This window comes from Henriciella sp. AS95 (genome assembly GCF_038900055.1).
In the GTDB taxonomy this organism is placed as follows: Bacteria; Pseudomonadota; Alphaproteobacteria; order Caulobacterales; family Hyphomonadaceae; genus Henriciella.
This window is the reverse complement of sequence record NZ_JBBMQM010000001.1, coordinates 3,605,722-3,627,521: the sequence shown is the minus strand read 5'-3', so window position 1 is coordinate 3,627,521 and position 21,800 is coordinate 3,605,722. Positions and strand designations below refer to the sequence as shown.

The following is a 21,800-nucleotide window of genomic DNA, read 5'->3' as shown; positions in this document are numbered from 1 at the left end:
GGCAGTGAAGACGCCTAGACTGTGTCGACGAAGACGATCTCAGCGTCTGCCAAGCCCTTGAAGCTGAGCGTTTCGGCGCCGGTGACGGCCGCTCCGTCCCGGGCGTTCAGCGTCTCGCCGTTCAGCTCCACCGAGCCATCGGCCAGCACGAAATAGCCATAGCGGCCCGCCGGAACGGTGTATTCCAGCGTTTCGCCCGCTTTAAGCGTTGCGCCGAGCACTTTGGCATTCTGCCGGATCGGCAGGGCATCATCGCGCTCATCCCCGCTGGCGAGGACGGCCCATTGACCGGACCGGTCGCCTTTTGGGAATTTGCGGGCGCCCCAGCCTGGCGCGCCGCCAGCGACAGCCGGCTCGATCCAGATCTGGAACAGCGTTGTCTCGTCGCTTTCGGCATTCCATTCGGAATGCTGAACGCCCGAGCCTGCGCTCATCACCTGCACGTCGCCGGCCTCGGTACGGCCCTTATTGCCGAGCGAGTCCTCATGCGTGATCGCGCCGTTGCGAACATAGGTGATGATTTCCATGTCGCGGTGACCATGCGGCGGAAAGCCGGTCTGGGCGCGGATCCTGTCATCATTCCAGACGCGAAGCTTGCCGTGACCCATGCGGGACGGGTCGTAATAGTGCGAAAAGGAAAAGTGGTAGTGGGCATCCAGCCATTCATTCTGGAAGGTGCCGAGTTTACTGAATCTGCGGATATCAATCATTGCGACCTCCATGCGTTGTGTCTGGCAGTAAAATGGCTAAGCGCCGCCATTGATCCAGAGCCCGCGCCGGACATCACTTATTCGCAGCGTGCATCAATCGTCTTTTTTCTTTGGCCGCACCATCTCGACCTGCAGCGTCGATCCCGGGCTGACCAGAATGTCCTGATGGCGCAGCGGCACATCGATCCCGGCCTCGCGGAACCGGTCCCAGATGCTCAGCATCACCTGCGAGGCGATATTTGCCACGCCATTCTCGGGGTCATTGATCCAGAAGCGGGCCTCAAGCTCGATGGCCTCATCGCCGAATTCCATGACGAGGCAGACCGGCGCCGGTGAATGCAGCACGCGCGGTGTCGCCTTGGCGCCCTCGACAACAAGATCGACAGCCTGACGAAGGTCTGTCTCATACTCGATGCGCAGGCTCTTCTTCACCCGCACTTCCTTGTTGGAATACGACCAGTTCACCACCTTGTCGGTGATCAGCATCTCGTTCGGGATCAGGTGTTCCTTGCCGTCCCGCGTGATCACGGAGGCATAGCGAAGGCCCAGCGATTTCACGACGCCGTAGGTGTCATCCACCTCGATCACATCATTCGGTTTGATGGAGCGGTCGGTCAGCAGGATCACGCCGGAAATGAAGTTCGCCACGATCTGCTGCATGCCAAAGCCGAGGCCGACACCGATCGCGCCGCCCAGCACCGCAAGCCCCGAAAGCGGAATGCCGAGGCCCGCCAGCGTCAGCAGAGCCGCCCCGAAGAACAGGCCGATCTGCATCGCATTCGACATGAGGATACGCAGCGATGGCTCGACGCGGGGCAGGGCATGCACGCGTCTCTTCAGGCGCGACGCAATCCAGTTCGCAACGAACAGGAAGAACGCCGCTGTCGCGATGGCCTGCACAATGAAGACCGGGCTGATCCGGCCACCGGCATAGGGCGGGCCAACATTCGACAGCCAGTCGATGACCTCGTCCAGCACGCCGAAAGCGTAGAACACCGCGAAGATCCAGATCGTCCATTCCAGCGGTTTGCGGACGGCATCCGGCAGGAAGGTTGTCACAATCCGGATGAGTAGCCAGGCCAGCGCCAGCGAAGATGCAATCCGCACCAGCGCGCTTTCCTGACCCACGGCGGCGAGAATCGTCAGCGCGATATAGATGAACAGCGCCCAGAGCGCCGGACGCACCAGCGTCGGCGCGGCCTCTTCGACATTCCGGGCGATATTGTCCGGCAGCTTGCCGATCAGCGCGAGAACCTGCTTTCTGATCGGGGGGGCCAGAAGGGCGCCGACGATCAGGGCCGCGATGATGCTGCCGACCTGAATGCTGAGCGGCACAAGGATATCGAGATTGAGCAAATGCTCATTCGTCCAGCCGACCGGGTCATCGAGAAAGGGGCGGGCAAAGGCGAGATAATCCATCTGCGCCACCGCTTCGTTTTCAGCCCCATCGGGCGAAACCGTCCGGCAAAATTCTTCCCCATCCCGAAGAATACACTCCTTCAGGATGGGGACTTCACTGGTCGGGGCGGTTTCACCCTGCATGCATTAAGTGTCCCTAGATCGGTTCGTACGGAAACACTGTCGTCGTCGGGCCGAGGTCTGTAAAGCTGCCTTCCATACTTGGCAGGCCCTGTTCGATCAGCGTCTCAGGCGTCCAGCCTTCCAGACGGGCGACCGATTTCACCGGGCGCGGCTGGCTGAACAGGATGACTTCATTGCCGCGAACCGAGAAAATCTGGCCGCTGGTGGACTTTGCGCCATCGGCACAGAGGGCCACAGCAAACTGCGCCACCTGGTCGGCGCGCATGCCATTCTTCATCCGCTCGACGCGTTCCTTGCCCGCCTCATCCTTCACCGGGATGGACGCGATCATGCGGGTCCAGGCGAACGGCGCGATGACATTGGAGCGGACATTCTTGCGCTCGCCTTCCATCGCGATGATGTGCGACAGGCTGGCGATGCCGAGCTTTGCCGCGCCATAGTTCGCCTGGCCGATATTGCCGATCAGGCCGGTCGTGGATGTGAACAGCACATATGCGCCGTCTTCCTGGTCGCGGAATTCGTTGATCGAGGCGCGGGTGACGTTGAACGTGCCATGCAGGTGGACGTCGATGACGGCCTTCCAGTCTTCTTCCGACATCTTGTGGAACATGCCATCGCGCAGGATCCCGGCCGGGTTCATGATGGCGTGCAGCCCACCAAACTCGTCCTTGGCCTGCTCGACCATGCCTTCAACCGCCTTGTAGTCGGTCACGCTGTCAGAGTTCGAGACCGCTTCGCCGCCAGCCGCGCGGATTTCCTGCGCCACTTTCTCGGCCGGGCCAGCGTCGCCAGCGTCCTCGCCTGAAAGCGTGCCGCCGAGATCGTTCACGACAACCTTCGCGCCCGCCTTTGCGGCCAGCAGCGCACATTCCTTGCCAATGCCATTGCCGCCGCCCGTGACCAGTACGACTTTTCCATCCAAAACGCCCATGAGTTCCTCCTAGTTCGCTACATTCAAGTGTTGCGAGATTTCCAACACGGTCCCGGCAAGCTTGGCAAGTCTGGAGGTTGCGACCTTATTGCGCTCTCAGCCCCTCGATAAGCCGCTTTGAGCGAAGATAGATGGTCAGCGCACAGCCAAGCGTGATGATGATGAGGGCTGCTTTCAGCGCAAATGTGCCTGCGCCCCACAGCGGCTCGAACAGGCACACAGCCGCTGCAAAGGTCAGGACGCCCATGCGGTGCTGCTTGGCCATGGGGCCGCCATAGTCGGCCGGCAGAGCGTTGGCGCGTCCAAGCTCGCGCACATAGGCAACGAAGATCGCCAGCGCGCCAGCCATGAGGCCAACCCAGATCATGTCGCAGGCAATACCCGCCGCCGCCAGGAGGAGAAAGTCCGACACCCGGTCGGGAAATTCGTTCCAGAACGGACCATCCGGTCCGCCAGCGCCATGCTCGACCGCGACCATACCGTCGAACAGGTTGCAGAGAAGCCGGCCCTGTATCCCGCCAATCGCAACCAGGAGTGCAAAGACCCGAAGGAAGCCGGTGACATGCGGCACCAGGAGAAAGGCCATCGCGCCGACAGCGGCGAACGCCATGCTCGCGACGGAAATCTGGTTCGGCTGGATGCCCCTAGCCGCCAGGAATTTGGCGCTTTTCGTGGCCCAGGCCGAACTGCGCGAGCGGATCGGCCGGCGAATATCGAGAAGTTCGTTGCTCATGCGAGGACCTTTTCCCCTTTAGCCTTTCGCTGATGCCAGAGACTATAGGAATAAATGATGGCATAAGTGAGAGCGACGCTCGCCGGAACGGCAATCGTGGCAAGGATTTCAGGCGTCCCGGCCAGGGCATGCGTGCCGATCAGAACCGCGGTTGAAACGGTACACACAATCAGCGGCGGCGCGAGGATGGTGAGGGCGGGCGCCGCGCGCGCAAACTGTGATGATAACGCCTCAAGGCACTTCTTCATGACCAGTGTGATCAGCCCCGACAGCGTGCCCTGGACCAGCCCGGCGAGCAGCATATCAGGCAGCGGGTGAGCGCTATTGGCGAACACCGCCCAGCTGCCCATGGCGAGAAACGCGCCTGCGACATGGGTCACTGTGTGATTGAGAATCCTGTTGACAATAGATCCTGTTTGCATCAAAAGCCTCCAACGTGAGTAAACGCTCACATATCGAAAAGGCTTAGACCATGGATTGGATTTCAGCGCAACCTCTTCCGCTTCTTTTCGGATTTGCAGCGCTTCTGGGATTGCTTGTCGCCGGCTCGCTGGCCGCGATCATCCTGCCGAAGGTAAAGCCCGGCGCTGCCGATGATCTCGGCCCCCGCATGAAGAGCTGGTGGGTGATCTGCGGCCTCGTCGGCGGCGCGCTGCTGCTCGGCTGGCAGGCCTTCACCATCCTCTTCGCCTTCATCAGCTTCATCGCGCTGCGGGAGTTCATCACGCTCGCGCCGACCCGCAAGGAAGACCGGCTCGTCGTGCTCTTCGTGTATATGAGCGTGCTGATCACCTATTGGGCCGTCTGGGTCGACAATTTCGCCTATTTCCTGGTAATCCCGCCGGTCTACATTTTCCTCGCGACGGCCATGCTCATGGCCTTTTTCGGCCGCACCGAAGGATTCCTCGCGACCGCCGGCATCATGCAATGGGGCATCATCGTCTGCGTCTTCAACCTCGGCCACGTCGCCTTCCTGATGCGCACCCCGCTTGAGGAAGTGCCTGAGGCTGGCCCGGCCGGGCTCGTCTTTTTCCTGATCTTCGTGACCCAGTTTAACGACGTCGCCCAGTATTGCTGGGGCAAGCTGTTCGGACGCCACAAGATCAGCCCGAAAGTCTCACCCAACAAGACATGGGAAGGCGCGATTGGCGGCTTCCTGACGACCACGCTCATCTTTGTGCTGCTCGCGCCATACTTCACGCCGCTCACCTTCTGGCCGAGCGTGATGGTTGGCCTCGTCCTGCCGGTGGCCGGCTTCTTTGGCGACATCACCATGTCCGCCATCAAGCGTGACCTCGGCGTCAAGGATACCAGCCAGCTCCTGCCTGGCCATGGCGGCGCCCTCGACCGTCTCGACAGCCTGATGTTCACCGCGCCGCTCTTCCTGCACGCGCTGGCCTATTTCTCACTGGAGCGTTTCTAATGATCTGGCAGCTTATTCGACGGTTCATCCTCGTCTTCATCGCCAAGCCTTATGCGATGCTGATCATCGGCCTTGATGTGCGCGGGCGCGCCAATCTGCCCACCAGGGGCCCGGCCATCATCGCGGCCAATCATAACAGCCATATCGACACGCTGCTCCTGCTCAGCCTGTTCCCGTCGAAGACGCTGAAACAGGTTCGCCCGGTCGCCGCCGCCGACCACTTCCTCAAGACGCGGCTTTCCAGCTGGTTCTCGCGCAATGTTATCGGCATCATCCCGGTCAACCGGCAGGGCGCGAAGGAGGGCGAGGATGTGCTCGCCGGCTGCAAGGCCGCGCTCGCCAATAATGAGATCCTCGTGATCTTTCCCGAAGGCAGCCGCGGCGAAGCCGAGGAGATGGGCGCCTTCAAATCCGGCATCGCGCGCCTTGCCGAAGCCTTCCCGCAAGCGCCGATCGTTCCGGCCTACATACAGGGGGCAGGGCGGGTCCTGCCGCGCGGCTCGAAGATCATCGTGCCGTTCAATTGCAGCGCCATTCTCGGCGCGCCGTTCACATGGTGCGGCAAGAAGGACGCCTTCATGGAGCGCCTGCGCGCGACCATCGAAACCCTGCGCGCCGATGCCCCACCGCTTCGCTGGCTTTAGGAGACCACAGCCATGATCTCGAACACCGTCACCATTTTTCGCCTCTTGCTGACGCTGCCCTTCTTCGCCCTGCTGGCACTGAATGGGCCGGGCTGGCTGGCGCTGGGGCTTTTCCTCGCCTGCGGCCTGCTCGACATCGTCGACGGTAAGCTCGCCCGCCACCTCGGTGAGACCTCCCGCCTCGGCGCGATGCTCGACCTGCTCGGCGACCGGATGCTGACCCTCGCCGCCGTCATGGGGCTGATCCTCGCCGGCACGCTCAGCCTTCCAGCGAGCATGGCGGCCCTCGTCCTCATTGCCCGCTGCCAGACCGTCTCGACCTTTGGCGAAGCGCTGGGCGGGCCGGACCGGCTGACGCCGTCCACGTTCGAACATGCGAAGATCGCGCTCGCTTTTGGCGGGCTTGGCCTGATGATGGCCCCGGCGTTCTGGGCGCAGCAAGCCGTCCTGGGAGAGGGGCTGATCTATGCGGCGGCCACGCTCACCCTCGTCACGCTGGCAGGCTATGCCATTCAGGCTGTGAAGGTCCTCGCGCCCCGCCCGGCAAACTAAATCCTGTCACGCTACTCCGCCGCCGTCTGCACATCCCGATGCGCTTTTTCAGACAGGATCCGCCGCTTGGCCGCGTCGCTCTTCCAAGGGAATGTCCAGGGCAGGCCAAGCCGGATCGCCGCGTCGGCAGGCGGGCTGCCCTTGATCGGCGTGCGCTCGGCAAGCCGCCCGGCAAGTTTGACGGCCTTGCGCCCGGCATAGGAGAGATCATAGTCCGGCCCAAGCTCAAGCCGCTCGCGCACAGCTTCCGGCAGGATGCTGACCGACGCATTGGCGAGCGTCCTGTGAAGCGCCCGCGGCACGGCCCTCGCCGCCTGTCCGGACTTGATGATGTCGAGGAACTCGGTGTTGATCGGATGCGGCTCAAAGCGCGGCAGCAGTGCCTCCAGCATGGCATCAAAGTCTTCTGGCCTGCGCAGCGGCGCCTCAACGCCATAGAGCTTCGCGACCGGCACAGCCTCTTCGTAAAAGCGGCATTTGTCTTCGTAAGAGACCTTCTTCACAAACCGGTCATACGCCGTCAGGAAGCCATAGCTCGCCGTCGCACCCACCCAGTCCAGCAGCTCGACATCCATCGCCGTATAGCGCTCACCACCCGGCGTTTCGCCGCTGACCTTGGCGTGCATATTGGTGACGCCCTGGATCACGCGCCGCGCGGCGCTCGCCGGGCCATAGACGCCAACCATCGCTGCCATGCCCGTGCGCTGAGACCGGCCGATCGGGTCTGTCTTGAACGCCGAATGGTCCCAGACGCCGGAGCGTATCCGCGCATCGGCAAACTCCAGCAGCACCGCCGCCACGCCCCCAACCGCCAGCGCGATCGGGTTCTTGAACACTTTCCAGCTCATCGAATCCGGCGCCGCATAGGCTGGCTCGCCGGCAGGCACCGTGAAATCAGTCTTCCAGCCGAGATAGGTTTTGGGAAGGTCCATGGAGCCTCGGTGTTCTATGAGGCTCCAGTATCCGCTTTCCTCAGCCTCGGCTCAAGTAGTCGCTTTCGAGAGGTAGGACTGGCTCTTCCGGATACTCGCCTCGGCCTCGCTCATGATCCGCTCGACAATTGCCGCGACCGGCTCGACAGAGCGCACGCCGCCGGCTGACTGGCCCATGGCAAAGCAGGATTTATCTTCGTCGAGCTTGGCCTCGTCCGTGATGCCGCCAATGCCGCCAATGACGCCGGTCCGGGTCGAGTGGATGGCCTGTTGCGGGAAGGGCTGGATGTCTTCTGGCCGGCTTTCCCAGTCCTGAATGTACTCATTCGTGCGGCAGCGCATTGGCTTGCCGGAATAGCAGCGCGTACGGGTCGTATCCGTATCGCCCGCGCCTACCACGGTCTGTTTGTAGAGGTTGGCGGCATGCGCCTCTTCCGACGCAATAAAACGCGTGCCCATCCACACGCCGACCGCGCCGAGCGCCAGTGAGGCCGCAAGCCCGCGTCCATCATAGATACCGCCCGCCGCAATGACCGGAATATCCACCGCCTCGACCGCCTGCGCGACCAGCGGCATCGTGCCGACCAGCCCGGTATGACCGCCGCCCTCACCGCCCTGCAGGATCACCGCATCACATCCGGCCTGCTCAGCCTTGATGGCGTGTTTCACCGCGCCGCCGACAACCATGACCTTGAGCCCGGCTTTCTTCAGCTTCTCCATGATCGGCATCGGCACGCCGAGCCCAGCGACAAAGCTGTCGGCCCCGCCATTGATGATCACGTCCACAGACTCTTCGAGGCTCTCTGGCGAGGCGGCCAGAAGATCGACGCCAAATGGCTTGTCGGTCAGCTCCCGCACGCGCTTCATCTGGCTCTCGATGAAGTCCGGCGTCGTCCCGGCCATGCCGAGAACGCCATAGCCGCCCGCATTGCTCATCGCGGCGGCAAGTTCGGCGTAGGACACGCCGCCCATACCGGCCAGCATGATCGGGTAGTCAACGCCCAGGAAATCGCAAAGCGGGGTGTGGATGCTCATCTTGTGTCCTCCAGTGTTCTTTCAGGCAATCATGAGGGCGTCTGAAGCGGCTTGCCAAGCCGTCTCGCTGGGGCAAGCCGCAGCCTGTTTGGAACCAGAAGGGGAGGTTGTGAATTTACTCCCCGAACCCTGAGCAACCGCGCCCTGGCATTGGCGATTGGAGAAAATCTGATGAATTACAAGATCTTGATCCTGGCAAGCTCCGCCATTCTCATGGGGGCGTGCAGCGACAATGACCATGACGCTGACGTCGAGCCCAATGCAGCCCCGCCGACGCAGTCCGAATATGTCGGCACCGAAGATGTTGCGGCGACGAACGAGACCGAGGCGGTCGCGCCTGAGCTGCAGACCGACACGACAGACCCCTATGACGGCGTCGTCGCGTCCGAAAATATCGAAGGCGACACCATCGGCCCGGATGGCGACACCTCAACGCTCACCCCGGATAATGAAGAAGACGGCATGCCTGAAACGGTGCCGGCGACTGAGCCGGACCAGCCGACACCGCAATAGGCACGATGCGCTCTAGAAGATCGCGTAACCGCCATCGATAAGCAGCGTGTCACCCGTGTGAAAGCGCGAGGCGTCGGAGACGAGATAGATCGCCGCCCCGGCAAAATCCTCAGGCTCACCCCAGCGCCGCATGGGCACGCGCGAAATCACATTTTGCTGGAACTTTTCATTGTCCTGCGCGCCGACAGTCATGTCCGTCGCGATCCAGCCCGGCAGGATCGTGTTGGCGCGGATGCCATAGCGCGCATATTCGACGGCCAGTCCCTTGATCAGTGTGATGAGAGCGCCCTTGGTTGCCGTATAGGCTTCGTTCCTCGCCGCGCCCTGCAGCGCACCGAGGGACGCCGTTCCCATGAGCGTGCCGCCCGGATCACCATTCTTCGACCGTTCGACCATGTGTTTTGCGCTCTCGCGCAGCGTCCAGAAGGCCCCATCCAGATTGACCGACATGTTCTTCCGCCAGATCTCGGTGGTCATTTCGTGAAAGGATTTCGCGCCAAAGCCGACGCCGGCATTGGCGATACAGCTATCGAGCCGCCCGAAGGCCTTCACCGTCTCCGCCATTGCCTCAATTACGGCCTGCTCGTCTGAAACATCGACCTGCCAGGCCCGTGCCTCGCCGCCGCCCAGCTTCGAGAGCGTCTCGGCGGCCGCCTTGTTGTCGGCCTCCTTGCGGCCCCAGATCGCGATATGGGCGCCCGACTCTGCCAGACCTTTGGCCATGCCGAGGCCGATCCCTTTGTTACCGCCTGTCACGAGCGCCACTTTTCCGCTCAGGTCAAAAGGTGCGTAAGCCATCTGAAATTCCTCCATTCTGATTCCCGCGCATAAAGGCTAAGCCGACCGGCAAGATCAATAGTGACGGCAGGGAAGGTCAGCGTTGGTCAACCATCCGGGCGCCGTCCTGTATGATGCGCAGCGTCTCGGACCAGAGGCCGAGCGCGTCCAGCTCATCCATCGCGAAGAAACGCGCCTCGTCCGCATCATCTCCGGCCACAGGCTCACCGCCCGTCCACACCGCAGCGAAATCCGTGAGCACAAAATGACGGGTGATCAGCGTGCCTTCACGGTTCTTCACGATCGCATCCACGACATCGATCAGGCCGACCAGCTCTGCTGTGACGCTTGTCTCTTCGGCCAGCTCCCGTAGCGCTGCCAGCTTCACGGGTTCACCAGGTTCAATCCGCCCGCCCGGCAGCGACCATTCACCCGTCATGGGCGGTGTGCCGCGACGCACGAGCAAGACCTGCCCGTCTCTGACGCAGACCACGCCGACCGCCGCCTGAGGGCGCACCCCTTCGGCAAGTTCTGGTGAAGATTGCTTGTTTGGCATTGTCTTAGGGAGTTGGCCTCAATAGTCGGCAGAGCAAAGGAGAGTGTATGGCTCGAAGTCGGAAGAAATCCAGACCCATTAGCCTTGCCTTGCAAGGTGGCGGGGCACACGGCGCATTCACATGGGGCGTCCTCGAACGGCTCACTGAATGCGAAGACATCGAGATCAAGTCGATCACCGCCACCTCGGCAGGCGCCATGAATGCTGCGGCGTATATTTCCGGCTATCAGAAAAACGGCTCAACCGGCGCACGCGAAGCCCTGCTGGACTTCTGGCAGGACATTTCCAGACGCGGCGCAGCGCTCTACTCGATGAAGCCGCACCACATTGCAACCGAAGTCCTCGGCTCCAATCCGCTTCTTGCCTGGACGCCGCACAGCTTTGCCACGGCGATGTCATCCTTTCTAAGCCCCTATGACTTCAACCCGTTTGATCTCAACCCGCTGCGCGAAACCGTCGAGACGATGATTGATTTCGAGGCCGTGCGCGCCTCACCCATCCAGCTCTTCGTGGCGGCGACCAATGTGGAGACGGGGAAAGTCCGTATCTTTGAGGGCGAAGAGCTCACCTCCGAAGCCATCCTCGCATCGGCGTGCCTGCCAAACACGTTCCGGGCGGTAGAGATCGATAACGTGCCTTATTGGGATGGCGGCTATCTCGGCAATCCATCGCTGTTTCCGCTCTTCTATACCGATGCGCCGAGGGATGTGCTGCTCGTCATTCTCAACCCGCTTGAGCGCAAGGGAACGCCGAAAACCGCCGGCGCGATCCAGGACCGCCTGAACGAGATCACCTTCAACGCCGCGCTGCTGGGAGAGCTTCGCGCCATCGCCTTCGTGCAGAAGCTGCTCGGCCAGAACTGGCTCTCAAAGGCGGTGCAGAGCCGCTACCGCAAGCTCAACATCCATGCCATTCGCGGCGGCGAGATGCTGCGCGATCTAAGCCTTGAGACGAAATACGATACGAGCTGGCCTTTCCTCTCAAACCTGCGCGAGAAGGGCAGGGACTATGCCGATGAATGGCTGGGCTCCTGCCTGCACCATGTCGGCAAACAGTCCAGCATCGACATTCACGAGACGTTTCTTGACGGCGTGGAGAGCTAGACCCGCTTCAGCATGGTGAGCTTTGCCTTGCCAGCTTCGCGCTCGTCGACAAGCTCCCAGTCTTCATGCTCGAACGTCTCGGAACTGTCGGTCTCGACCACGGCCAGCGCATCGTCGGCCATCCACTCGCCAGAGACCAGCGTCTTCAGGCACGGCGTCACCAGGCCCTGATGATAGGGCGGGTCGAGGAAAGCGAGGTCGAAAGGCGATCCCACGCCCGCGGGCTTGTTGCCGAGATCAATGGCGCTGCGCCGATGGATGCGCGTATTGCCGAACAATTGCAGCGTCTCGACATTGTCGCGGATGGCCCCGCGCGCACTGCTCTCGGTCTCAACGAACAGGCAGAAGGCCGCCCCGCGCGACATCGCCTCAAAGCCGAGTGCGCCAGAGCCAGCGAAGAGATCGATCACCCGCGCGCCTTCAAGCTCCGGCGCCCAGCTCGCATGCGCCAGCACATTGAACAGGCTCTCGCGCGCCCGGTCAGACGTTGGACGCGTATTGCGGCCTTTGGGGGCAGCAATCGCCTGGCCTTTGAATTTTCCGGAAATGATGCGCATGGGCAGCGCCCTTAGCACTGCCGGATGGTGCAGGAAAGTTCGTTAGCGTGTATGGGCTGTCATGATGAGCGTTGAGCAATACATGGAACGGGCGATGGAGCTCGCCCGGCAGGCCGCGGACGCCGGCGAAGTGCCGGTCGGCGCTGTCGTCGTGGACCCCAGGACAGGCGACATCCTTGGCGAAGGCCGCAACGGCCCCATCGCGTCGCATGACCCGACCGCGCATGCAGAAATCGTTGCCATCCGTGCGGCGGCGGCGAGGGTCGGCAATTACCGCCTGCCGGGCCTCGATCTCTATGTCACGCTGGAGCCCTGCGCCATGTGCGCTGGCGCGATCAGCTTTGCCCGAATCCACCGCCTTTATATCGCAGCCCTGGATGAGAAGGGCGGCGCCGTCATGCATGGCCCGAACTTCTTCGAACAGCCCATCTGTCATTGGCGCCCGGAGGTCTATCAGTGTACAGCGCATGCCGCTGATTCCGCCTTGTTGCTTAAGGACTTTTTCCGCTCCCGGAGACGCTGAATCAGGCGGCTTCGGAGGATGGCAAGATCCGCGTTAACCTTTTGTATTTGTTAAATTAAATTACAGAAAGTGATGCCAAAATGGCACACGTGCAGCGTGTGGTGAGCACGCTGTGGAACGTGCCTTTAAACTGCCTCGTTTGGTCTCCAGTTCCGGCTATGGGTCGGGGCAAGAAAACGAACTCAGAATGAGGAAACCTCCCATGTTGAAACAATTGCTCATTGGTACTGCAGCAGCTGGTGCCCTAACTTTTGCCGGCGCGAGCGCGCAGGCTCAGGGCTATGCAGACGAAGACACAGGCTTCTATCTGCAAGGCGGCTATTCCTATCTCGACATTCAGCCCGATGGCGCTGAATCGGGTGTGGATACCAATGCAATCACCGCCCGTGCCGGGTATCAGTTCAATAAGTTCTTCAGCCTCGAAGCTGATGTGACGTCCGGCATCGATGATGGTGAATTCGACTATAATGTCGACGAGGACGAGTTTGACCTCGACGACAATAATGATGGTGATTTCAATGACCTGATTTCCGCTTCGGGCGACATCGGTCTCAACTATCTCGTTGGTGTCTATGGCCGCGCATCCATGCCGGTCACTGACAGGCTCGATATCTTCGGCCGTGCCGGTTATGCCTTCGTCGACCTGGATGCTGAAATCCAGACGCCGGGTGGCACGCCGATCACCACGATCGAAGACTCCGAAGACGGTGCAGCGCTTGGTGCTGGTCTCAATTTTGACCTGACCGAGAGCTGGGAACTTCGCGGCGACTATACCTGGTATGGCTTCGGCGATACCGACACACACGCTGCGATGGTCAGTGCTGGTTACAAATTCTAGCACTCAACTGACGCGATATCGTCAAGGCGCCGGCGTCCCAGAAAGGGGCGCCGGCGTTTTTTTTATTGGTCGAGATGAAGGCAGGTGCAACCGCCATCGCCGGTGAAGCACATGGACCGGTAACGCGAGGTTCTTTTGTCGAAATGCTGAATCTGAAGACGTGCAAAATATACGTCGCCAGGTCTTTCTAGCAGCTTTTCTGCATATTCGTCCCAGACATCCCTGAATTGCGCAACGTTCGGCTCGAAGCCATCATTTCGCTTGTCATCTCGAAAGGTCTGTTCGGCTAGGTTTTCAAAAAAGTCAGCAATTTCAGGCTCCGATTCGGTAACCTCAACATGGCGCACCTTCAGCGATTTTGCGGTCGAGAAGTTGCCCTTCGCGCTGACAGCGCAAATGTCCGGCAGCTCGACCGCATCGCCGCAAGAAGCGAGCCCTAGCACCCCGATAAGTAGAAGAGATCGCATCATCACACGTCCAAGAAAACTGTCGTTTAACTAGATTAATCCCGCCGCCCGCGCCAGATAGACCGCGCCGATCACCGTCACCAGCCAGCGCATCCAGCGCTTGAAGTCGACATCATTCATCCGCTCCAGCACCAGCCCGCCGAGCCATGTGCCCGTCATCGACAACGGTATGGCAAGCGCCAGCAACCAGACCGGCGGCATCGCCGATATCCCGCTCGCGGCCAGCAATGGCACGCTCCAGAAGGCGATCTTCACCAGATGCGCGACGACTTGCGTAACGGCCTTGGTGGCGACAATCGCCTGCCGGGTCATGTCCGTGCGCACGAACATCAGGTCGAGCAGCGGGCCTGATACCCCGGCCAGCGTGTTCAGCGACTGGACCACCACTGCCGCCCCCTCGGCCTGACCTGGCTTCTGGATATCAAGGTCCACCAAAGACTTGGGGATCCAGACCAGAAACGGGATCAGCCCCAGCATCAGGTAGACCATCGTCTTGTCGGGCCGCCACGCGACCAGGAACAGCAGGATGATGGCCACGACCGACCCTGCGAGGTAGCGGGCAAACACCTTCCAGTCGATATGGCCTCGCAACAGCCAGGCGCGCCATCCGTTTGACACCATCTGGATCGCCCCGTGCACGATCATCGCTGTCGCGACGGGCAGCACCGCGGTTAACACCCCCATCAGGATGAGCCCGCCCGCCATGCCGAAAATGCCTGATATGAAAGCCGTGATCAGCGTCGCAATGAGGATGACAAGGGCGGCGATCCAGGACATGGCGGTTGGATTAGCCTGATTCCGGAACACTGACAGGCCTCCCGCTTGTGCCAGGAGCGTCTCGGACTAGTGTCTGCGCATGGCAGATGATTCCCGGCATCCAGAGCGCAACGGCCCATGGCAGGTGCATGAGACCGAGCTCTCTTATGAAAACCCCTGGATCCGCGTCGAAACCAGCCAGGTCACCCATCCCAATGGCGCGCCCGGCATTTACGGCGTGGTGCGCTACGCCAATTACGCGACCGGCGTCCTGCCTATCGATGAGGAGGGCCACACCTGGCTCGTCGGCCAGCACCGCTTCACTTTCGATGCCTATGGCTGGGAACTTCCCGAAGGCGGCGGCGCGAAGGACATCGATCCGCAAATCTCCGCCGCGCGCGAGTTGCAGGAAGAGACCGGCTTGCGCGCCGCCCATTGGCAGCTGCTGGGCGAGTGGCATTTGTCCAACTCAGTCACCGATGAGCGCGCCTTCGGCTATATCGCATGGGGGCTCCGCGCCGGGGACGCTGCACCCGAACCGTCCGAAGAGCTGAAAGTCGAGCGGGTGCCTGTCCGGACGCTTGTCGATCGCTGCCTTAACGGCGAGATCACCGACAGCTTCACCCATCTTATGGTTCTCACGGCCCTGGAGCGCGCGCGGCGCGGAGAGCTGACCGAAGAGATTGCGCGGCACCTTCTCGACTAAGGCACCCGCCAGAGCACGGGTCTTCACGAAAGTCTCGACATCACCCGGCCCCTTCCGGCAAAGGGGAGGATCCAGAGTGAGGGAAACAGATGGCCATGAATGCCCGGCGGGTTGCCCGCGTCCACAAGCTGCTCGGCCTTGTCGTCGGCTTCCAGCTTCTGTTCTGGACGGCGAGCGGCCTGTTCTTCACGCTCTTCCCCATCGAACAGATCCGCGGTGAGCATTTGCGGGCAGACGCGCCGGCGGTTGATCTTGCCGGGCTGGGCGAGATCACGCCGCCAGACGTTGGGCAGGCCATTGAAAAAGCTGAGCTGCGTCAGGTCCTGGGCCGTCCCGTCTGGCAGGTCTCCGGCGATGGCTGGACGGCGCTCTATGAGGCCTCAACGGGCGAGCAATTGTCGCCGCTGGGCGAGAAAGCGGTCCGCCGAATTGCTGAAGAGGCGTGGGCTGGACGCGGTTACGCCACAACGGTGGAACGGATCGACCATCCACCGCGCGAGGCCTTCTCCACAAAGCCGCTCTGGCGCGTCGAATTCGAGGGTCTCGACCGCGCCGTCTTCTGGGTTGATGCCGAAGCGGCGCGCGTCACCGCGGTCCGCACACCGAAATGGCGCATCTTCGATGTGCTCTGGCGCTTCCACATCATGGATGTGACCGGCGAGGACCGGTTCGATACATGGTGGCTGAGAATTTTCGCCTTCCTTGGCCTGACAACGGTGCTGTTTGGCTTTGCGCTGCTGGTCCAGCGCATCAGCAAGGGGCGGTTGCTGAAATAGAAAAAGGCCTCTGCCGGGTCGGAGCAGAGGCCTTCCAATTCCAGATCTGAAGTCCGGTTCGAAGGGATTATTCTTCAGACCAGGAATATTCGTATGAGTAGGAGCGCTGCTGGTTGAAGCGCTCTTTTTCCGCGTCGCTCAGCTCTGGATGGTTCTGGACGAAGTCCTTCACATCCTGGCCTTTGAGGCGGTCGCTCCCACCATTCACACAGAGCGCGCGATAGGTCTTGCCGTCATCGCCCCGCGCCGACACGATGGCTGGTGAATTGAGGTCATCGTCGCGGTCTTCACACTGGTCAGCCAGCTCTTCCACGACGTCGCCAGCCGCTTCGAGATCATCTTCCAGACCGTCTTCAAACGCCGCTTCGATGCGCATTTCCATCAGGTCACCGAGCTCTTCGATACGGTCGGCGCGGCTTTCGATTTCCCGTTCGATGACGAGTTCCATCTTCTCCATGCGCTGGTCATTGGCTTCTTCCCAGGCGTCTGCACGCTGCTCATGCATTTCAGCCATTGCTTCGGCGCGTTCGGCGTAGACTTCGGCCATCGCTTCTGCGCGTTCGGCATGAGCCTCTGCCATGGCTTCCAGTTTTTCCATCTCGATCTCGAATTTGCCTTCATCGAGCTTGGAGATGAAAATCTCATGGTTCGGGATGATGATCTTCACGCCATCTTCGGTTTCGACCGTCTCGATGTCGAAGTCTTCGAGGCCTTCCAGATCGAGGTCGAGATCGAAGTCGAACTTCATATTGCCAAGCTCGGCAAGGCCAGAGAGTTCGCTCAACTCGGCCAGTTCAGAGAAGTCGATTTCAGAAATGGCTTTGATCGCTTCCATTTCGCCGACCTGGCTGATCTCGATAGAGAGCTTCTGCATTTCCTGCTCAAGGTCAGACAGGTCGAGATTATCGAGATTTCTGAGGCGCGGCTGCAAAGACTCGAACGGGTCGCTCAGCATGACAAACTGTCTGTCATCATCGTCATGGTGCGAGCTGAAGCTGTAGGCGCGGGTCTCGCGCTCGACGTCTGCAACCTTGTCGTCGCCGCCGGCCAGTTCAGCCGATGACTGGTCACGCGGGGTGGCCGAGGCGGCGCAGGACGCGGTCGTGAAGATCGCGGCAGAGCCGAGCGTGATGGCCAGCGTCGTGCCAAGCAGGCGCTTGCGAAGGGTTGGGGCGGTGTTCTGCATCAGGATTAGTCTTTCTTTTATGGGATGCGCCAGGGTGAGGTTTGCGCCTCTGAAGGCGCTATCAGCCGGTCCGGCAAGGCGTGCAGCCTTGATCAGGGTACGGCCATAGGAGAACGCTGATGATGTTCCCGCCCGAAGCACATCAGCGTCGCAAGCAGCTTCCTGGTCCACGCGGAAGGCGCGGATGGACAGGTAAGCAAGAGGGTTGAACCACTGCAGCGCGAGCACGATCTGGGCTGCCTGCAGGGCAAAGAGGTCGCCGCGCTTCACGTGCATCAGCTCGTGGGTCAGCGCATCGCGCTGTTCGCGGGGTGAATAGTCGGCTTCAAACCATTCCGGCAGCAGGATCACAGGGCGCTTGAGGCCCGTCACCAGAGGGCTGCCATTCAGGAGACTGGTGCGCACTTCAAAACCACGGCGCACTTTCAGCTGCGCGGCAATCTCGTGGGCCATCTCACTGACCGTGTCCGACGCCAGCGCGGAGTCGTCGCGGATCAGGCGGTGGAAGACCGCCTGACGGCGCCAGGCGAGGCCCAGCATCAGGGCGATACCCGTCAGCCAGAGCGGAACCACCAGATGCGGTGCCACGCTCATCACGGCGTCCAGCATGCCCGGCTCAGCGGGCACGTCTGCGACAGGCGCTTGTGCAAACTCGATCACCGGAGGGGCCGTCGGCAAGTCGCTGACAACAACCTTTACATCGCTCGGCTGGGCAGGGTGGAACACAACCGGCGGGGCCATGACAGGCTCTGGCGCCGCTTCAACCGGGCCGAGGGCGCCGAATAGCGACCAGTTGGCCGGCAGGGGCGGCATGAACAGCCGGGCCAGCGGGACCAGCCACAGCGCATAGGCTGCCTTCGCCCCGAACTGGCGGGCAAATGGCCGGCGCACGACCAGAACCAGTGCGAAGAGAACAGCAACGGCAAGGCTCGTCTGAAGGCTGTTCGCGAGAAGTGGGTTCATGTTTTCAAACGGGTTCATTTCTTCAGCTCCCCCAAAAGCTTTTCAAGTTCGGCGATGTCGTCTGCACTCAGGCCTCTTGCGTCGGCCAGGTGTGCAACGAGCGGGGCCGCCCGGCCACCGAACATGCGGTCTACAAATTGTTTTGCGGCTTTCTTCTGATAGTCGCCGCGCTTGATGAGCGGGCGATAGAGATAGCGCCGACCATCGGGTTCAGTATCGAGTGCGCCTTTTTCGACAAGGCGTCCCACAAGCGTCTTGATCGTGCGGATATTCCAGGACTTGTCAGCCTTCAGGGCCTCGGCGATCTCACTCGCACCGACGCCCGGCTGGTCCCAGAGCACGTTCATGATTTCCAGTTCTGCGGGTGTAATTTGCATCGAACCTGAATTCCTATTGACTACGGTTGTAGTCGTTACGACCGATTACAGTTGTGGTCAATAGCTGAATTGTGAATTTTTCGGGGCATGGCATTTGGCATGATCAGCCCCGCCGCTAAAGGGCATCCGCGTTAACCATGACATCGTATGACCGCAAGGCAGGCATGCGCTGATTGCGCCTTAAAAACATACAAATTTATCTTCGCCCTCACGCAAATCATGTATAGTGCAAACCGATGGACGATTCAGTCTCAGACACCACCCCGCCAATCGCAGGCTCGAAAGAGATCGGCGCGCTCGCGCACCTCTACCGCGCCGAAGTCTATCGCTCGACCATCTGGCGACAGCGACTCGACATGACGACCAACTGGGCTGTGGTATCGACCGGCATTGCCCTCTCGGTAAGCTTTTCCAGCGCGACCGCGTCTCCGCTTCCCATCCCGCTGGTCGGTATGCTGACCATCATGTTCCTTTTCCTCGAAGCGCGGCGCTATCGCTATTTCGCCGTCTGGAAATTTCGCGCGCGCATGATGGAGCTGGCGGTGATGGTGCCCATCCTGCAAGGGAAGGGCGCTGACATCCCGTTGGATCGCGGCACGGCCCTGTCGGACGATTATGTCCGCCCGCGCCATCGTATTTCCTTGCCGCGGGCGCTCGGCCAGCGGCTGAGGCGCAACTATCTCTGGGTCTTCATCATCCAGTACGCGTCTTATATCGCCAAACTCTGGATCCATCCGATTGAGGCCGTTGGCGTCGACCAGATGTTTCAGCGGGCCCATATCGGTCCGGCGCCAGGCCAGCTGACGCTTGCACTTGGGACGTTGCTGCTCATGTCGTTCATCGCGCTGACCCTGTGGACCTGGCGCGCCGAAAAGCGCGACAAGACGAAGATGTCTGACTATCTGGAAAACGTCGACGACTGAACGAAATACCTTGCTGACGCAAAAAACCATTGCGTTTCAGGCCGAACACCTTATCTGACCAGACAAGACGCCTCAGGCATCGATCAAGTGATCCGGCCATACTGTCCGGGTCGAGCGACTTTCCTTTCCGATCGTTGCCTTCTCGAAAAAGCCCTGAACAGCGCAAACATGAGCACGCGGCAGAATGGTCTGCCGCGCTTGATATTTGGCGCCTCGTGCCGGCCAGACTGCCGCACATCAGGCATACTGAAAGAATAATTTTGACCCAGTTTTCCGATCTCGGCCTCGCCGAGCCCATTCTTCGTGCGCTTCAAGCCGAAGGATATACCGAACCAACCCCGATCCAGGCGCAGGTGATTCCCGCCATGCTTGCCGGAAAGGACATTCTCGGCACCGCCCAGACGGGTACCGGCAAGACCGCCGCCTTCGTGCTGCCGGTCCTGCATGCCCTGTCTCTCGACAATGAGCGGCCACAGCCAAAATCCTGCCGGGCCCTGATCATGGCCCCGACCCGCGAACTGGCAGCCCAGATCGCCGATAGCGTCCGTGCCTATGGCAAGGGCAGCAAATTTTCCGTCACCGTCATCGTTGGCGGTCTGAAGATCGGCAAGCAGGTTCGCGCCATGGAGCGCGGCGTCGATATTGTCGTCGCAACGCCTGGCCGTCTGCTCGACCTGAAGTCCCAGAACGCCATCCGGTTTGACCAGATCCGCACCGTCGTCCTCGATGAAGCCGATCACATGATGGATATGGGCTTCCTGCCACAGATCCGGAAAGTGCTGACGCAGCTTCCGAAAAAGCGCCAGACGGCCCTCCTTTCCGCCACGATGCCGAAAGATATCCGCAAGCTGGCCGAGCAGTTCCTCGATGATCCGGTCAGTGTCGCCGTGGCTCAGGTCGCAAAGCCTGTTGATCGCATCGACCAGTCCGTGCAGTTCGTGCAGCACCCGCAAAAGCGCGATGTGCTGACGAAAATCCTGCGCGGCCCGACCGTCGATAGCGCCATCGTCTTCACCCGCACCAAACGCGGCGCAGACCGCGTCTGCCGCCACTTGGAACAGGCCGGCCTTGCCGCTGCCGCCATTCACGGAAACAAGAGCCAGAACCAGCGCACCAAGGCGCTCGACGCCTTCAAGGCCAAGAAGCTCACCGTGCTGGTTGCCACAGACATCGCCGCCCGCGGCATCGATATCGACCAGGTCAGCCATGTCGTGAACTATGAGCTGCCCAACGTCCCGGAGTCCTATGTCCACCGTATCGGCCGCACGGCCCGCGCTGGCGAAAGCGGCATCGCGATCACGCTGTGTGACAGCGAGGAACGCAAGCTGCTGCGTGACATCGAGAAGCTGATCGGCAACCGCCTGCCGGGCAATGAAGCCGGCGCCAATCAGGAACCGGTCAATGAGCGTGAAGCCAGCGGTTTCCACCCGTCAAAAGACGGTCAGCGCCGCCGCAAGCCACGCAATGGCAACCGCAACCGCCGGTCGAATGGCCATCGCGGTCAGAGCAAGGCAGCCCAGCACAGTCACGCCACTTGACCATCAGGCGCTTTTAGCATTTAAAGCGCCGCTTCAAGACGGGTGGTGCGGAGCCGCCGTTGAAATCGTGGGACCCATGAAGGCGTTCCACCGGCCCGCGTCGTAAAAGGAAGACACTTATGTCACGTCGTCACTCGACGAAGTACAAGATCGACCGTCGTGTCGGTGAGAATATCTGGGGTCGCCCCAAATCTCCGGTCAACAAGCGCCCAACCAAGCCAGGCCAGCACGGCCAGGGCCGTCGTCAGAAGGTTTCTGACTATGGTATGCAGCTTATGGCCAAGCAGAAGCTCAAATTCCATTATGGCGACATCACGGAAAAGCAGTTCCGCAAGACGTTCGATGAAGCCAACCGGATGAAGGGCAACACCGCCGAGAACCTGATCGGCCTGCTCGAAAGCCGTCTCGACGCTTTTGTCTACCGCTCGAAATTCGTTCCGACGATCTTCGCAGCCCGCCAGTTCGTGAACCACGGCCACGTGAAACTGAACGGCGTGAAAACCAATATCGGCTCTGTCCGCCTGAAAGCTGGCGACGTTGTCGAAATCCGCGAAAAGTCCCGCAACCTCGCGCTCGTCCTGGAAGCCCTCGGCTCGCCAGAGCGCGACGTGCCGGAATATATCGACGTCGATCCAAAAGCGATGACCGCGACCTTCGTTCGCGTACCGGAACTCAATGACGTGCCTTACGCCGTCAAGATGGAACCGGCCCAGGTCGTCGAATTCTATTCCTCGTAAGC

26 protein-coding genes are annotated in these 21,800 nt (G+C 60.9%); 12 read left to right on the top strand and 14 right to left on the bottom strand.

Annotated features, from left to right (window positions below; all coding sequences use genetic code 11):
* Nucleotides 1–14: 14 nt before the first annotated feature.
* From WNY37_RS17565 to WNY37_RS17545, 5 genes are all read right to left on the bottom strand, one after another.
* Complete coding sequence (locus tag WNY37_RS17565; RefSeq protein WP_342974703.1) at nt 15–710, bottom strand: pirin family protein; 696 nt, start codon at nt 708–710, stop codon at nt 15–17.
* Nucleotides 711–803: 93 nt separating this feature from the next.
* A complete protein-coding gene (locus WNY37_RS17560) occupies nt 804–2,252 on the bottom strand; it encodes a mechanosensitive ion channel domain-containing protein (protein WP_342974702.1) in 1,449 nt (482 codons plus the stop codon).
* Between the two features lie 13 nt (nt 2,253–2,265).
* Entirely contained in the window at nt 2,266–3,183 is a 918-nt protein-coding gene (locus WNY37_RS17555) for an SDR family NAD(P)-dependent oxidoreductase (RefSeq protein WP_342974701.1), read from the bottom strand.
* A gap of 85 nt (nt 3,184–3,268) precedes the next feature.
* Entirely contained in the window at nt 3,269–3,916 is a 648-nt protein-coding gene (locus WNY37_RS17550) for a CDP-alcohol phosphatidyltransferase family protein (RefSeq protein ID WP_342974700.1), read from the bottom strand.
* On the bottom strand, nt 3,913–4,338 hold the full coding sequence (locus WNY37_RS17545; protein ID WP_342974699.1) for a hypothetical protein: 426 nt from the start codon (nt 4,336–4,338) through the stop codon (nt 3,913–3,915). Before WNY37_RS17545 ends, WNY37_RS17550 begins: the two co-directional genes overlap by 4 nt.
* A gap of 50 nt (nt 4,339–4,388) precedes the next feature.
* Between WNY37_RS17545 and WNY37_RS17540 the strand changes: the two genes are divergently transcribed.
* Genes WNY37_RS17540 through WNY37_RS17530 form a run of 3 tightly spaced genes read left to right on the top strand, consistent with a single transcriptional unit; the run spans nt 4,389 to nt 6,535 of the window.
* Nucleotides 4,389–5,339 carry a phosphatidate cytidylyltransferase gene (locus tag WNY37_RS17540; RefSeq protein ID WP_342974698.1) on the top strand — a complete coding sequence of 317 codons (951 nt, stop codon included), beginning with the start codon at nt 4,389–4,391 and terminating at the stop codon, nt 5,337–5,339.
* Nucleotides 5,339–5,983, top strand: a complete 645-nt coding sequence (locus tag WNY37_RS17535) for a lysophospholipid acyltransferase family protein (protein ID WP_342974697.1) — start codon at nt 5,339–5,341, stop codon at nt 5,981–5,983. Before WNY37_RS17540 ends, WNY37_RS17535 begins: the two co-directional genes overlap by 1 nt.
* A gap of 12 nt (nt 5,984–5,995) precedes the next feature.
* The gene (locus WNY37_RS17530; RefSeq protein WP_342974696.1) at nt 5,996–6,535 is read left to right on the top strand and encodes a CDP-alcohol phosphatidyltransferase family protein; all 540 of its coding nucleotides are present in this window, start codon (nt 5,996–5,998) and stop codon (nt 6,533–6,535) included.
* A gap of 11 nt (nt 6,536–6,546) precedes the next feature.
* On the opposite strand, the gene WNY37_RS17525 is transcribed toward WNY37_RS17530, so the two are convergent.
* On the bottom strand, nt 6,547–7,467 hold the full coding sequence (locus WNY37_RS17525) for an oxygenase MpaB family protein (RefSeq protein ID WP_342974695.1): 921 nt from the start codon (nt 7,465–7,467) through the stop codon (nt 6,547–6,549).
* A gap of 51 nt (nt 7,468–7,518) precedes the next feature.
* Nucleotides 7,519–8,502 carry a nitronate monooxygenase gene (locus tag WNY37_RS17520; RefSeq protein ID WP_342974694.1) on the bottom strand — a complete coding sequence of 328 codons (984 nt, stop codon included), beginning with the start codon at nt 8,500–8,502 and terminating at the stop codon, nt 7,519–7,521.
* A gap of 171 nt (nt 8,503–8,673) precedes the next feature.
* Between WNY37_RS17520 and WNY37_RS17515 the strand changes: the two genes are divergently transcribed.
* Nucleotides 8,674–9,015 carry a hypothetical protein gene (locus tag WNY37_RS17515; protein ID WP_342974693.1) on the top strand — a complete coding sequence of 114 codons (342 nt, stop codon included), beginning with the start codon at nt 8,674–8,676 and terminating at the stop codon, nt 9,013–9,015.
* Between the two features lie 12 nt (nt 9,016–9,027).
* On the opposite strand, the gene WNY37_RS17510 is transcribed toward WNY37_RS17515, so the two are convergent.
* Complete coding sequence (locus WNY37_RS17510) at nt 9,028–9,813, bottom strand: SDR family oxidoreductase (RefSeq protein WP_342974692.1); 786 nt, start codon at nt 9,811–9,813, stop codon at nt 9,028–9,030.
* Between the two features lie 76 nt (nt 9,814–9,889).
* Nucleotides 9,890–10,348, bottom strand: coding sequence for an NUDIX hydrolase (locus tag WNY37_RS17505; protein WP_342974691.1), 459 nt, complete (start codon nt 10,346–10,348; stop codon nt 9,890–9,892).
* Between the two features lie 47 nt (nt 10,349–10,395).
* Here WNY37_RS17505 and WNY37_RS17500 point away from each other — a divergent pair, with 47 nt between their 5' ends.
* On the top strand, nt 10,396–11,451 hold the full coding sequence (locus WNY37_RS17500; protein ID WP_342974690.1) for a patatin-like phospholipase family protein: 1,056 nt from the start codon (nt 10,396–10,398) through the stop codon (nt 11,449–11,451).
* Here WNY37_RS17500 and rsmD read toward each other — a convergent pair.
* The gene (rsmD, locus tag WNY37_RS17495; RefSeq protein ID WP_342974689.1) at nt 11,448–12,008 is read right to left on the bottom strand and encodes a 16S rRNA (guanine(966)-N(2))-methyltransferase RsmD; all 561 of its coding nucleotides are present in this window, start codon (nt 12,006–12,008) and stop codon (nt 11,448–11,450) included. The two genes, WNY37_RS17500 and rsmD, sit on opposite strands and share 4 nt — an antisense overlap.
* Before the next feature lie 61 nt (nt 12,009–12,069).
* On the opposite strand from rsmD, the gene WNY37_RS17490 reads away from it, so the two are divergent.
* Both WNY37_RS17490 and WNY37_RS17485 read left to right on the top strand, forming a co-directional pair.
* On the top strand, nt 12,070–12,531 hold the full coding sequence (locus WNY37_RS17490; RefSeq protein WP_342974688.1) for a nucleoside deaminase: 462 nt from the start codon (nt 12,070–12,072) through the stop codon (nt 12,529–12,531).
* 202 nt (nt 12,532–12,733) lie between these two features.
* On the top strand, nt 12,734–13,369 hold the full coding sequence (locus WNY37_RS17485; protein ID WP_342974687.1) for a porin family protein: 636 nt from the start codon (nt 12,734–12,736) through the stop codon (nt 13,367–13,369).
* A 62-nt stretch (nt 13,370–13,431) separates the two neighbouring features.
* On the opposite strand, the gene WNY37_RS17480 is transcribed toward WNY37_RS17485, so the two are convergent.
* Nucleotides 13,432–13,839 (bottom strand): hypothetical protein, encoded by a 408-nt coding sequence (locus tag WNY37_RS17480; protein ID WP_342974686.1) that lies wholly within the window; start codon nt 13,837–13,839, stop codon nt 13,432–13,434.
* Between the two features lie 27 nt (nt 13,840–13,866).
* Nucleotides 13,867–14,613, bottom strand: a complete 747-nt coding sequence (locus WNY37_RS17475; protein ID WP_342974685.1) for a sulfite exporter TauE/SafE family protein — start codon at nt 14,611–14,613, stop codon at nt 13,867–13,869.
* Nucleotides 14,614–14,692: 79 nt separating this feature from the next.
* Between WNY37_RS17475 and WNY37_RS17470 the strand changes: the two genes are divergently transcribed.
* Both WNY37_RS17470 and WNY37_RS17465 read left to right on the top strand, forming a co-directional pair.
* Nucleotides 14,693–15,298 (top strand): NUDIX hydrolase, encoded by a 606-nt coding sequence (locus WNY37_RS17470; protein WP_342974684.1) that lies wholly within the window; start codon nt 14,693–14,695, stop codon nt 15,296–15,298.
* Between the two features lie 89 nt (nt 15,299–15,387).
* A complete protein-coding gene (locus WNY37_RS17465) occupies nt 15,388–16,074 on the top strand; it encodes a hypothetical protein (RefSeq protein WP_342974683.1) in 687 nt (228 codons plus the stop codon).
* A 67-nt stretch (nt 16,075–16,141) separates the two neighbouring features.
* Here WNY37_RS17465 and WNY37_RS17460 read toward each other — a convergent pair whose 3' ends face one another.
* The gene (locus WNY37_RS17460; RefSeq protein ID WP_342974682.1) at nt 16,142–18,241 is read right to left on the bottom strand and encodes a M56 family metallopeptidase; all 2,100 of its coding nucleotides are present in this window, start codon (nt 18,239–18,241) and stop codon (nt 16,142–16,144) included.
* On the bottom strand, nt 18,238–18,600 hold the full coding sequence (locus tag WNY37_RS17455) for a BlaI/MecI/CopY family transcriptional regulator (protein WP_342974681.1): 363 nt from the start codon (nt 18,598–18,600) through the stop codon (nt 18,238–18,240). The genes WNY37_RS17460 and WNY37_RS17455 overlap by 4 nt, the downstream gene beginning before the upstream one ends.
* 236 nt (nt 18,601–18,836) lie before the next feature.
* Here WNY37_RS17455 and WNY37_RS17450 point away from each other — a divergent pair, with 236 nt between their 5' ends.
* The 3 genes from WNY37_RS17450 to rpsD all read left to right on the top strand — a co-directional run bounded on the left by WNY37_RS17450 (nt 18,837) and on the right by rpsD (nt 21,798).
* Nucleotides 18,837–19,523, top strand: a complete 687-nt coding sequence (locus WNY37_RS17450; protein WP_342974680.1) for a DUF2270 domain-containing protein — start codon at nt 18,837–18,839, stop codon at nt 19,521–19,523.
* 260 nt (nt 19,524–19,783) lie between these two features.
* The gene (locus WNY37_RS17445; protein ID WP_342974679.1) at nt 19,784–21,061 is read left to right on the top strand and encodes a DEAD/DEAH box helicase; all 1,278 of its coding nucleotides are present in this window, start codon (nt 19,784–19,786) and stop codon (nt 21,059–21,061) included.
* Between the two features lie 119 nt (nt 21,062–21,180).
* The gene (gene rpsD / locus WNY37_RS17440) at nt 21,181–21,798 is read left to right on the top strand and encodes a 30S ribosomal protein S4 (protein WP_342974678.1); all 618 of its coding nucleotides are present in this window, start codon (nt 21,181–21,183) and stop codon (nt 21,796–21,798) included.
* Nucleotides 21,799–21,800 lie beyond the last annotated feature (2 nt).

What these genes read in the sequence shown, in the direction of transcription:
- rsmD (WP_342974689.1), bottom strand. Translation starts at nt 12,008, where the DNA reads ATGCGCATCATTTCCGGAAAATTCAAAGGCCAGGCGATTGCTGCCCCC.
- WNY37_RS17485 (WP_342974687.1), top strand. Translation starts at nt 12,734, where the DNA reads ATGTTGAAACAATTGCTCATTGGTACTGCAGCAGCTGGTGCCCTAACT.
- WNY37_RS17560 (WP_342974702.1), bottom strand. Translation starts at nt 2,252, where the DNA reads ATGCAGGGTGAAACCGCCCCGACCAGTGAAGTCCCCATCCTGAAGGAG.
- WNY37_RS17530 (WP_342974696.1), top strand. Translation starts at nt 5,996, where the DNA reads ATGATCTCGAACACCGTCACCATTTTTCGCCTCTTGCTGACGCTGCCC.
- WNY37_RS17555 (WP_342974701.1), bottom strand. Translation starts at nt 3,183, where the DNA reads ATGGGCGTTTTGGATGGAAAAGTCGTACTGGTCACGGGCGGCGGCAAT.
- WNY37_RS17480 (WP_342974686.1), bottom strand. Translation starts at nt 13,839, where the DNA reads ATGATGCGATCTCTTCTACTTATCGGGGTGCTAGGGCTCGCTTCTTGC.
- WNY37_RS17455 (WP_342974681.1), bottom strand. Translation starts at nt 18,600, where the DNA reads ATGCAAATTACACCCGCAGAACTGGAAATCATGAACGTGCTCTGGGAC.
- WNY37_RS17550 (WP_342974700.1), bottom strand. Translation starts at nt 3,916, where the DNA reads ATGAGCAACGAACTTCTCGATATTCGCCGGCCGATCCGCTCGCGCAGT.
- WNY37_RS17515 (WP_342974693.1), top strand. Translation starts at nt 8,674, where the DNA reads ATGAATTACAAGATCTTGATCCTGGCAAGCTCCGCCATTCTCATGGGG.
- WNY37_RS17500 (WP_342974690.1), top strand. Translation starts at nt 10,396, where the DNA reads ATGGCTCGAAGTCGGAAGAAATCCAGACCCATTAGCCTTGCCTTGCAA.
- WNY37_RS17450 (WP_342974680.1), top strand. Translation starts at nt 18,837, where the DNA reads ATGGACGATTCAGTCTCAGACACCACCCCGCCAATCGCAGGCTCGAAA.
- WNY37_RS17525 (WP_342974695.1), bottom strand. Translation starts at nt 7,467, where the DNA reads ATGGACCTTCCCAAAACCTATCTCGGCTGGAAGACTGATTTCACGGTG.
- WNY37_RS17535 (WP_342974697.1), top strand. Translation starts at nt 5,339, where the DNA reads ATGATCTGGCAGCTTATTCGACGGTTCATCCTCGTCTTCATCGCCAAG.
- WNY37_RS17475 (WP_342974685.1), bottom strand. Translation starts at nt 14,613, where the DNA reads ATGTCCTGGATCGCCGCCCTTGTCATCCTCATTGCGACGCTGATCACG.
- WNY37_RS17505 (WP_342974691.1), bottom strand. Translation starts at nt 10,348, where the DNA reads ATGCCAAACAAGCAATCTTCACCAGAACTTGCCGAAGGGGTGCGCCCT.
- WNY37_RS17545 (WP_342974699.1), bottom strand. Translation starts at nt 4,338, where the DNA reads ATGCAAACAGGATCTATTGTCAACAGGATTCTCAATCACACAGTGACC.
- WNY37_RS17460 (WP_342974682.1), bottom strand. Translation starts at nt 18,241, where the DNA reads ATGAACCCGTTTGAAAACATGAACCCACTTCTCGCGAACAGCCTTCAG.
- WNY37_RS17510 (WP_342974692.1), bottom strand. Translation starts at nt 9,813, where the DNA reads ATGGCTTACGCACCTTTTGACCTGAGCGGAAAAGTGGCGCTCGTGACA.
- WNY37_RS17520 (WP_342974694.1), bottom strand. Translation starts at nt 8,502, where the DNA reads ATGAGCATCCACACCCCGCTTTGCGATTTCCTGGGCGTTGACTACCCG.
- WNY37_RS17470 (WP_342974684.1), top strand. Translation starts at nt 14,693, where the DNA reads ATGGCAGATGATTCCCGGCATCCAGAGCGCAACGGCCCATGGCAGGTG.
- WNY37_RS17540 (WP_342974698.1), top strand. Translation starts at nt 4,389, where the DNA reads ATGGATTGGATTTCAGCGCAACCTCTTCCGCTTCTTTTCGGATTTGCA.
- rpsD (WP_342974678.1), top strand. Translation starts at nt 21,181, where the DNA reads ATGTCACGTCGTCACTCGACGAAGTACAAGATCGACCGTCGTGTCGGT.
- WNY37_RS17490 (WP_342974688.1), top strand. Translation starts at nt 12,070, where the DNA reads ATGATGAGCGTTGAGCAATACATGGAACGGGCGATGGAGCTCGCCCGG.
- WNY37_RS17465 (WP_342974683.1), top strand. Translation starts at nt 15,388, where the DNA reads ATGGCCATGAATGCCCGGCGGGTTGCCCGCGTCCACAAGCTGCTCGGC.
- WNY37_RS17565 (WP_342974703.1), bottom strand. Translation starts at nt 710, where the DNA reads ATGATTGATATCCGCAGATTCAGTAAACTCGGCACCTTCCAGAATGAA.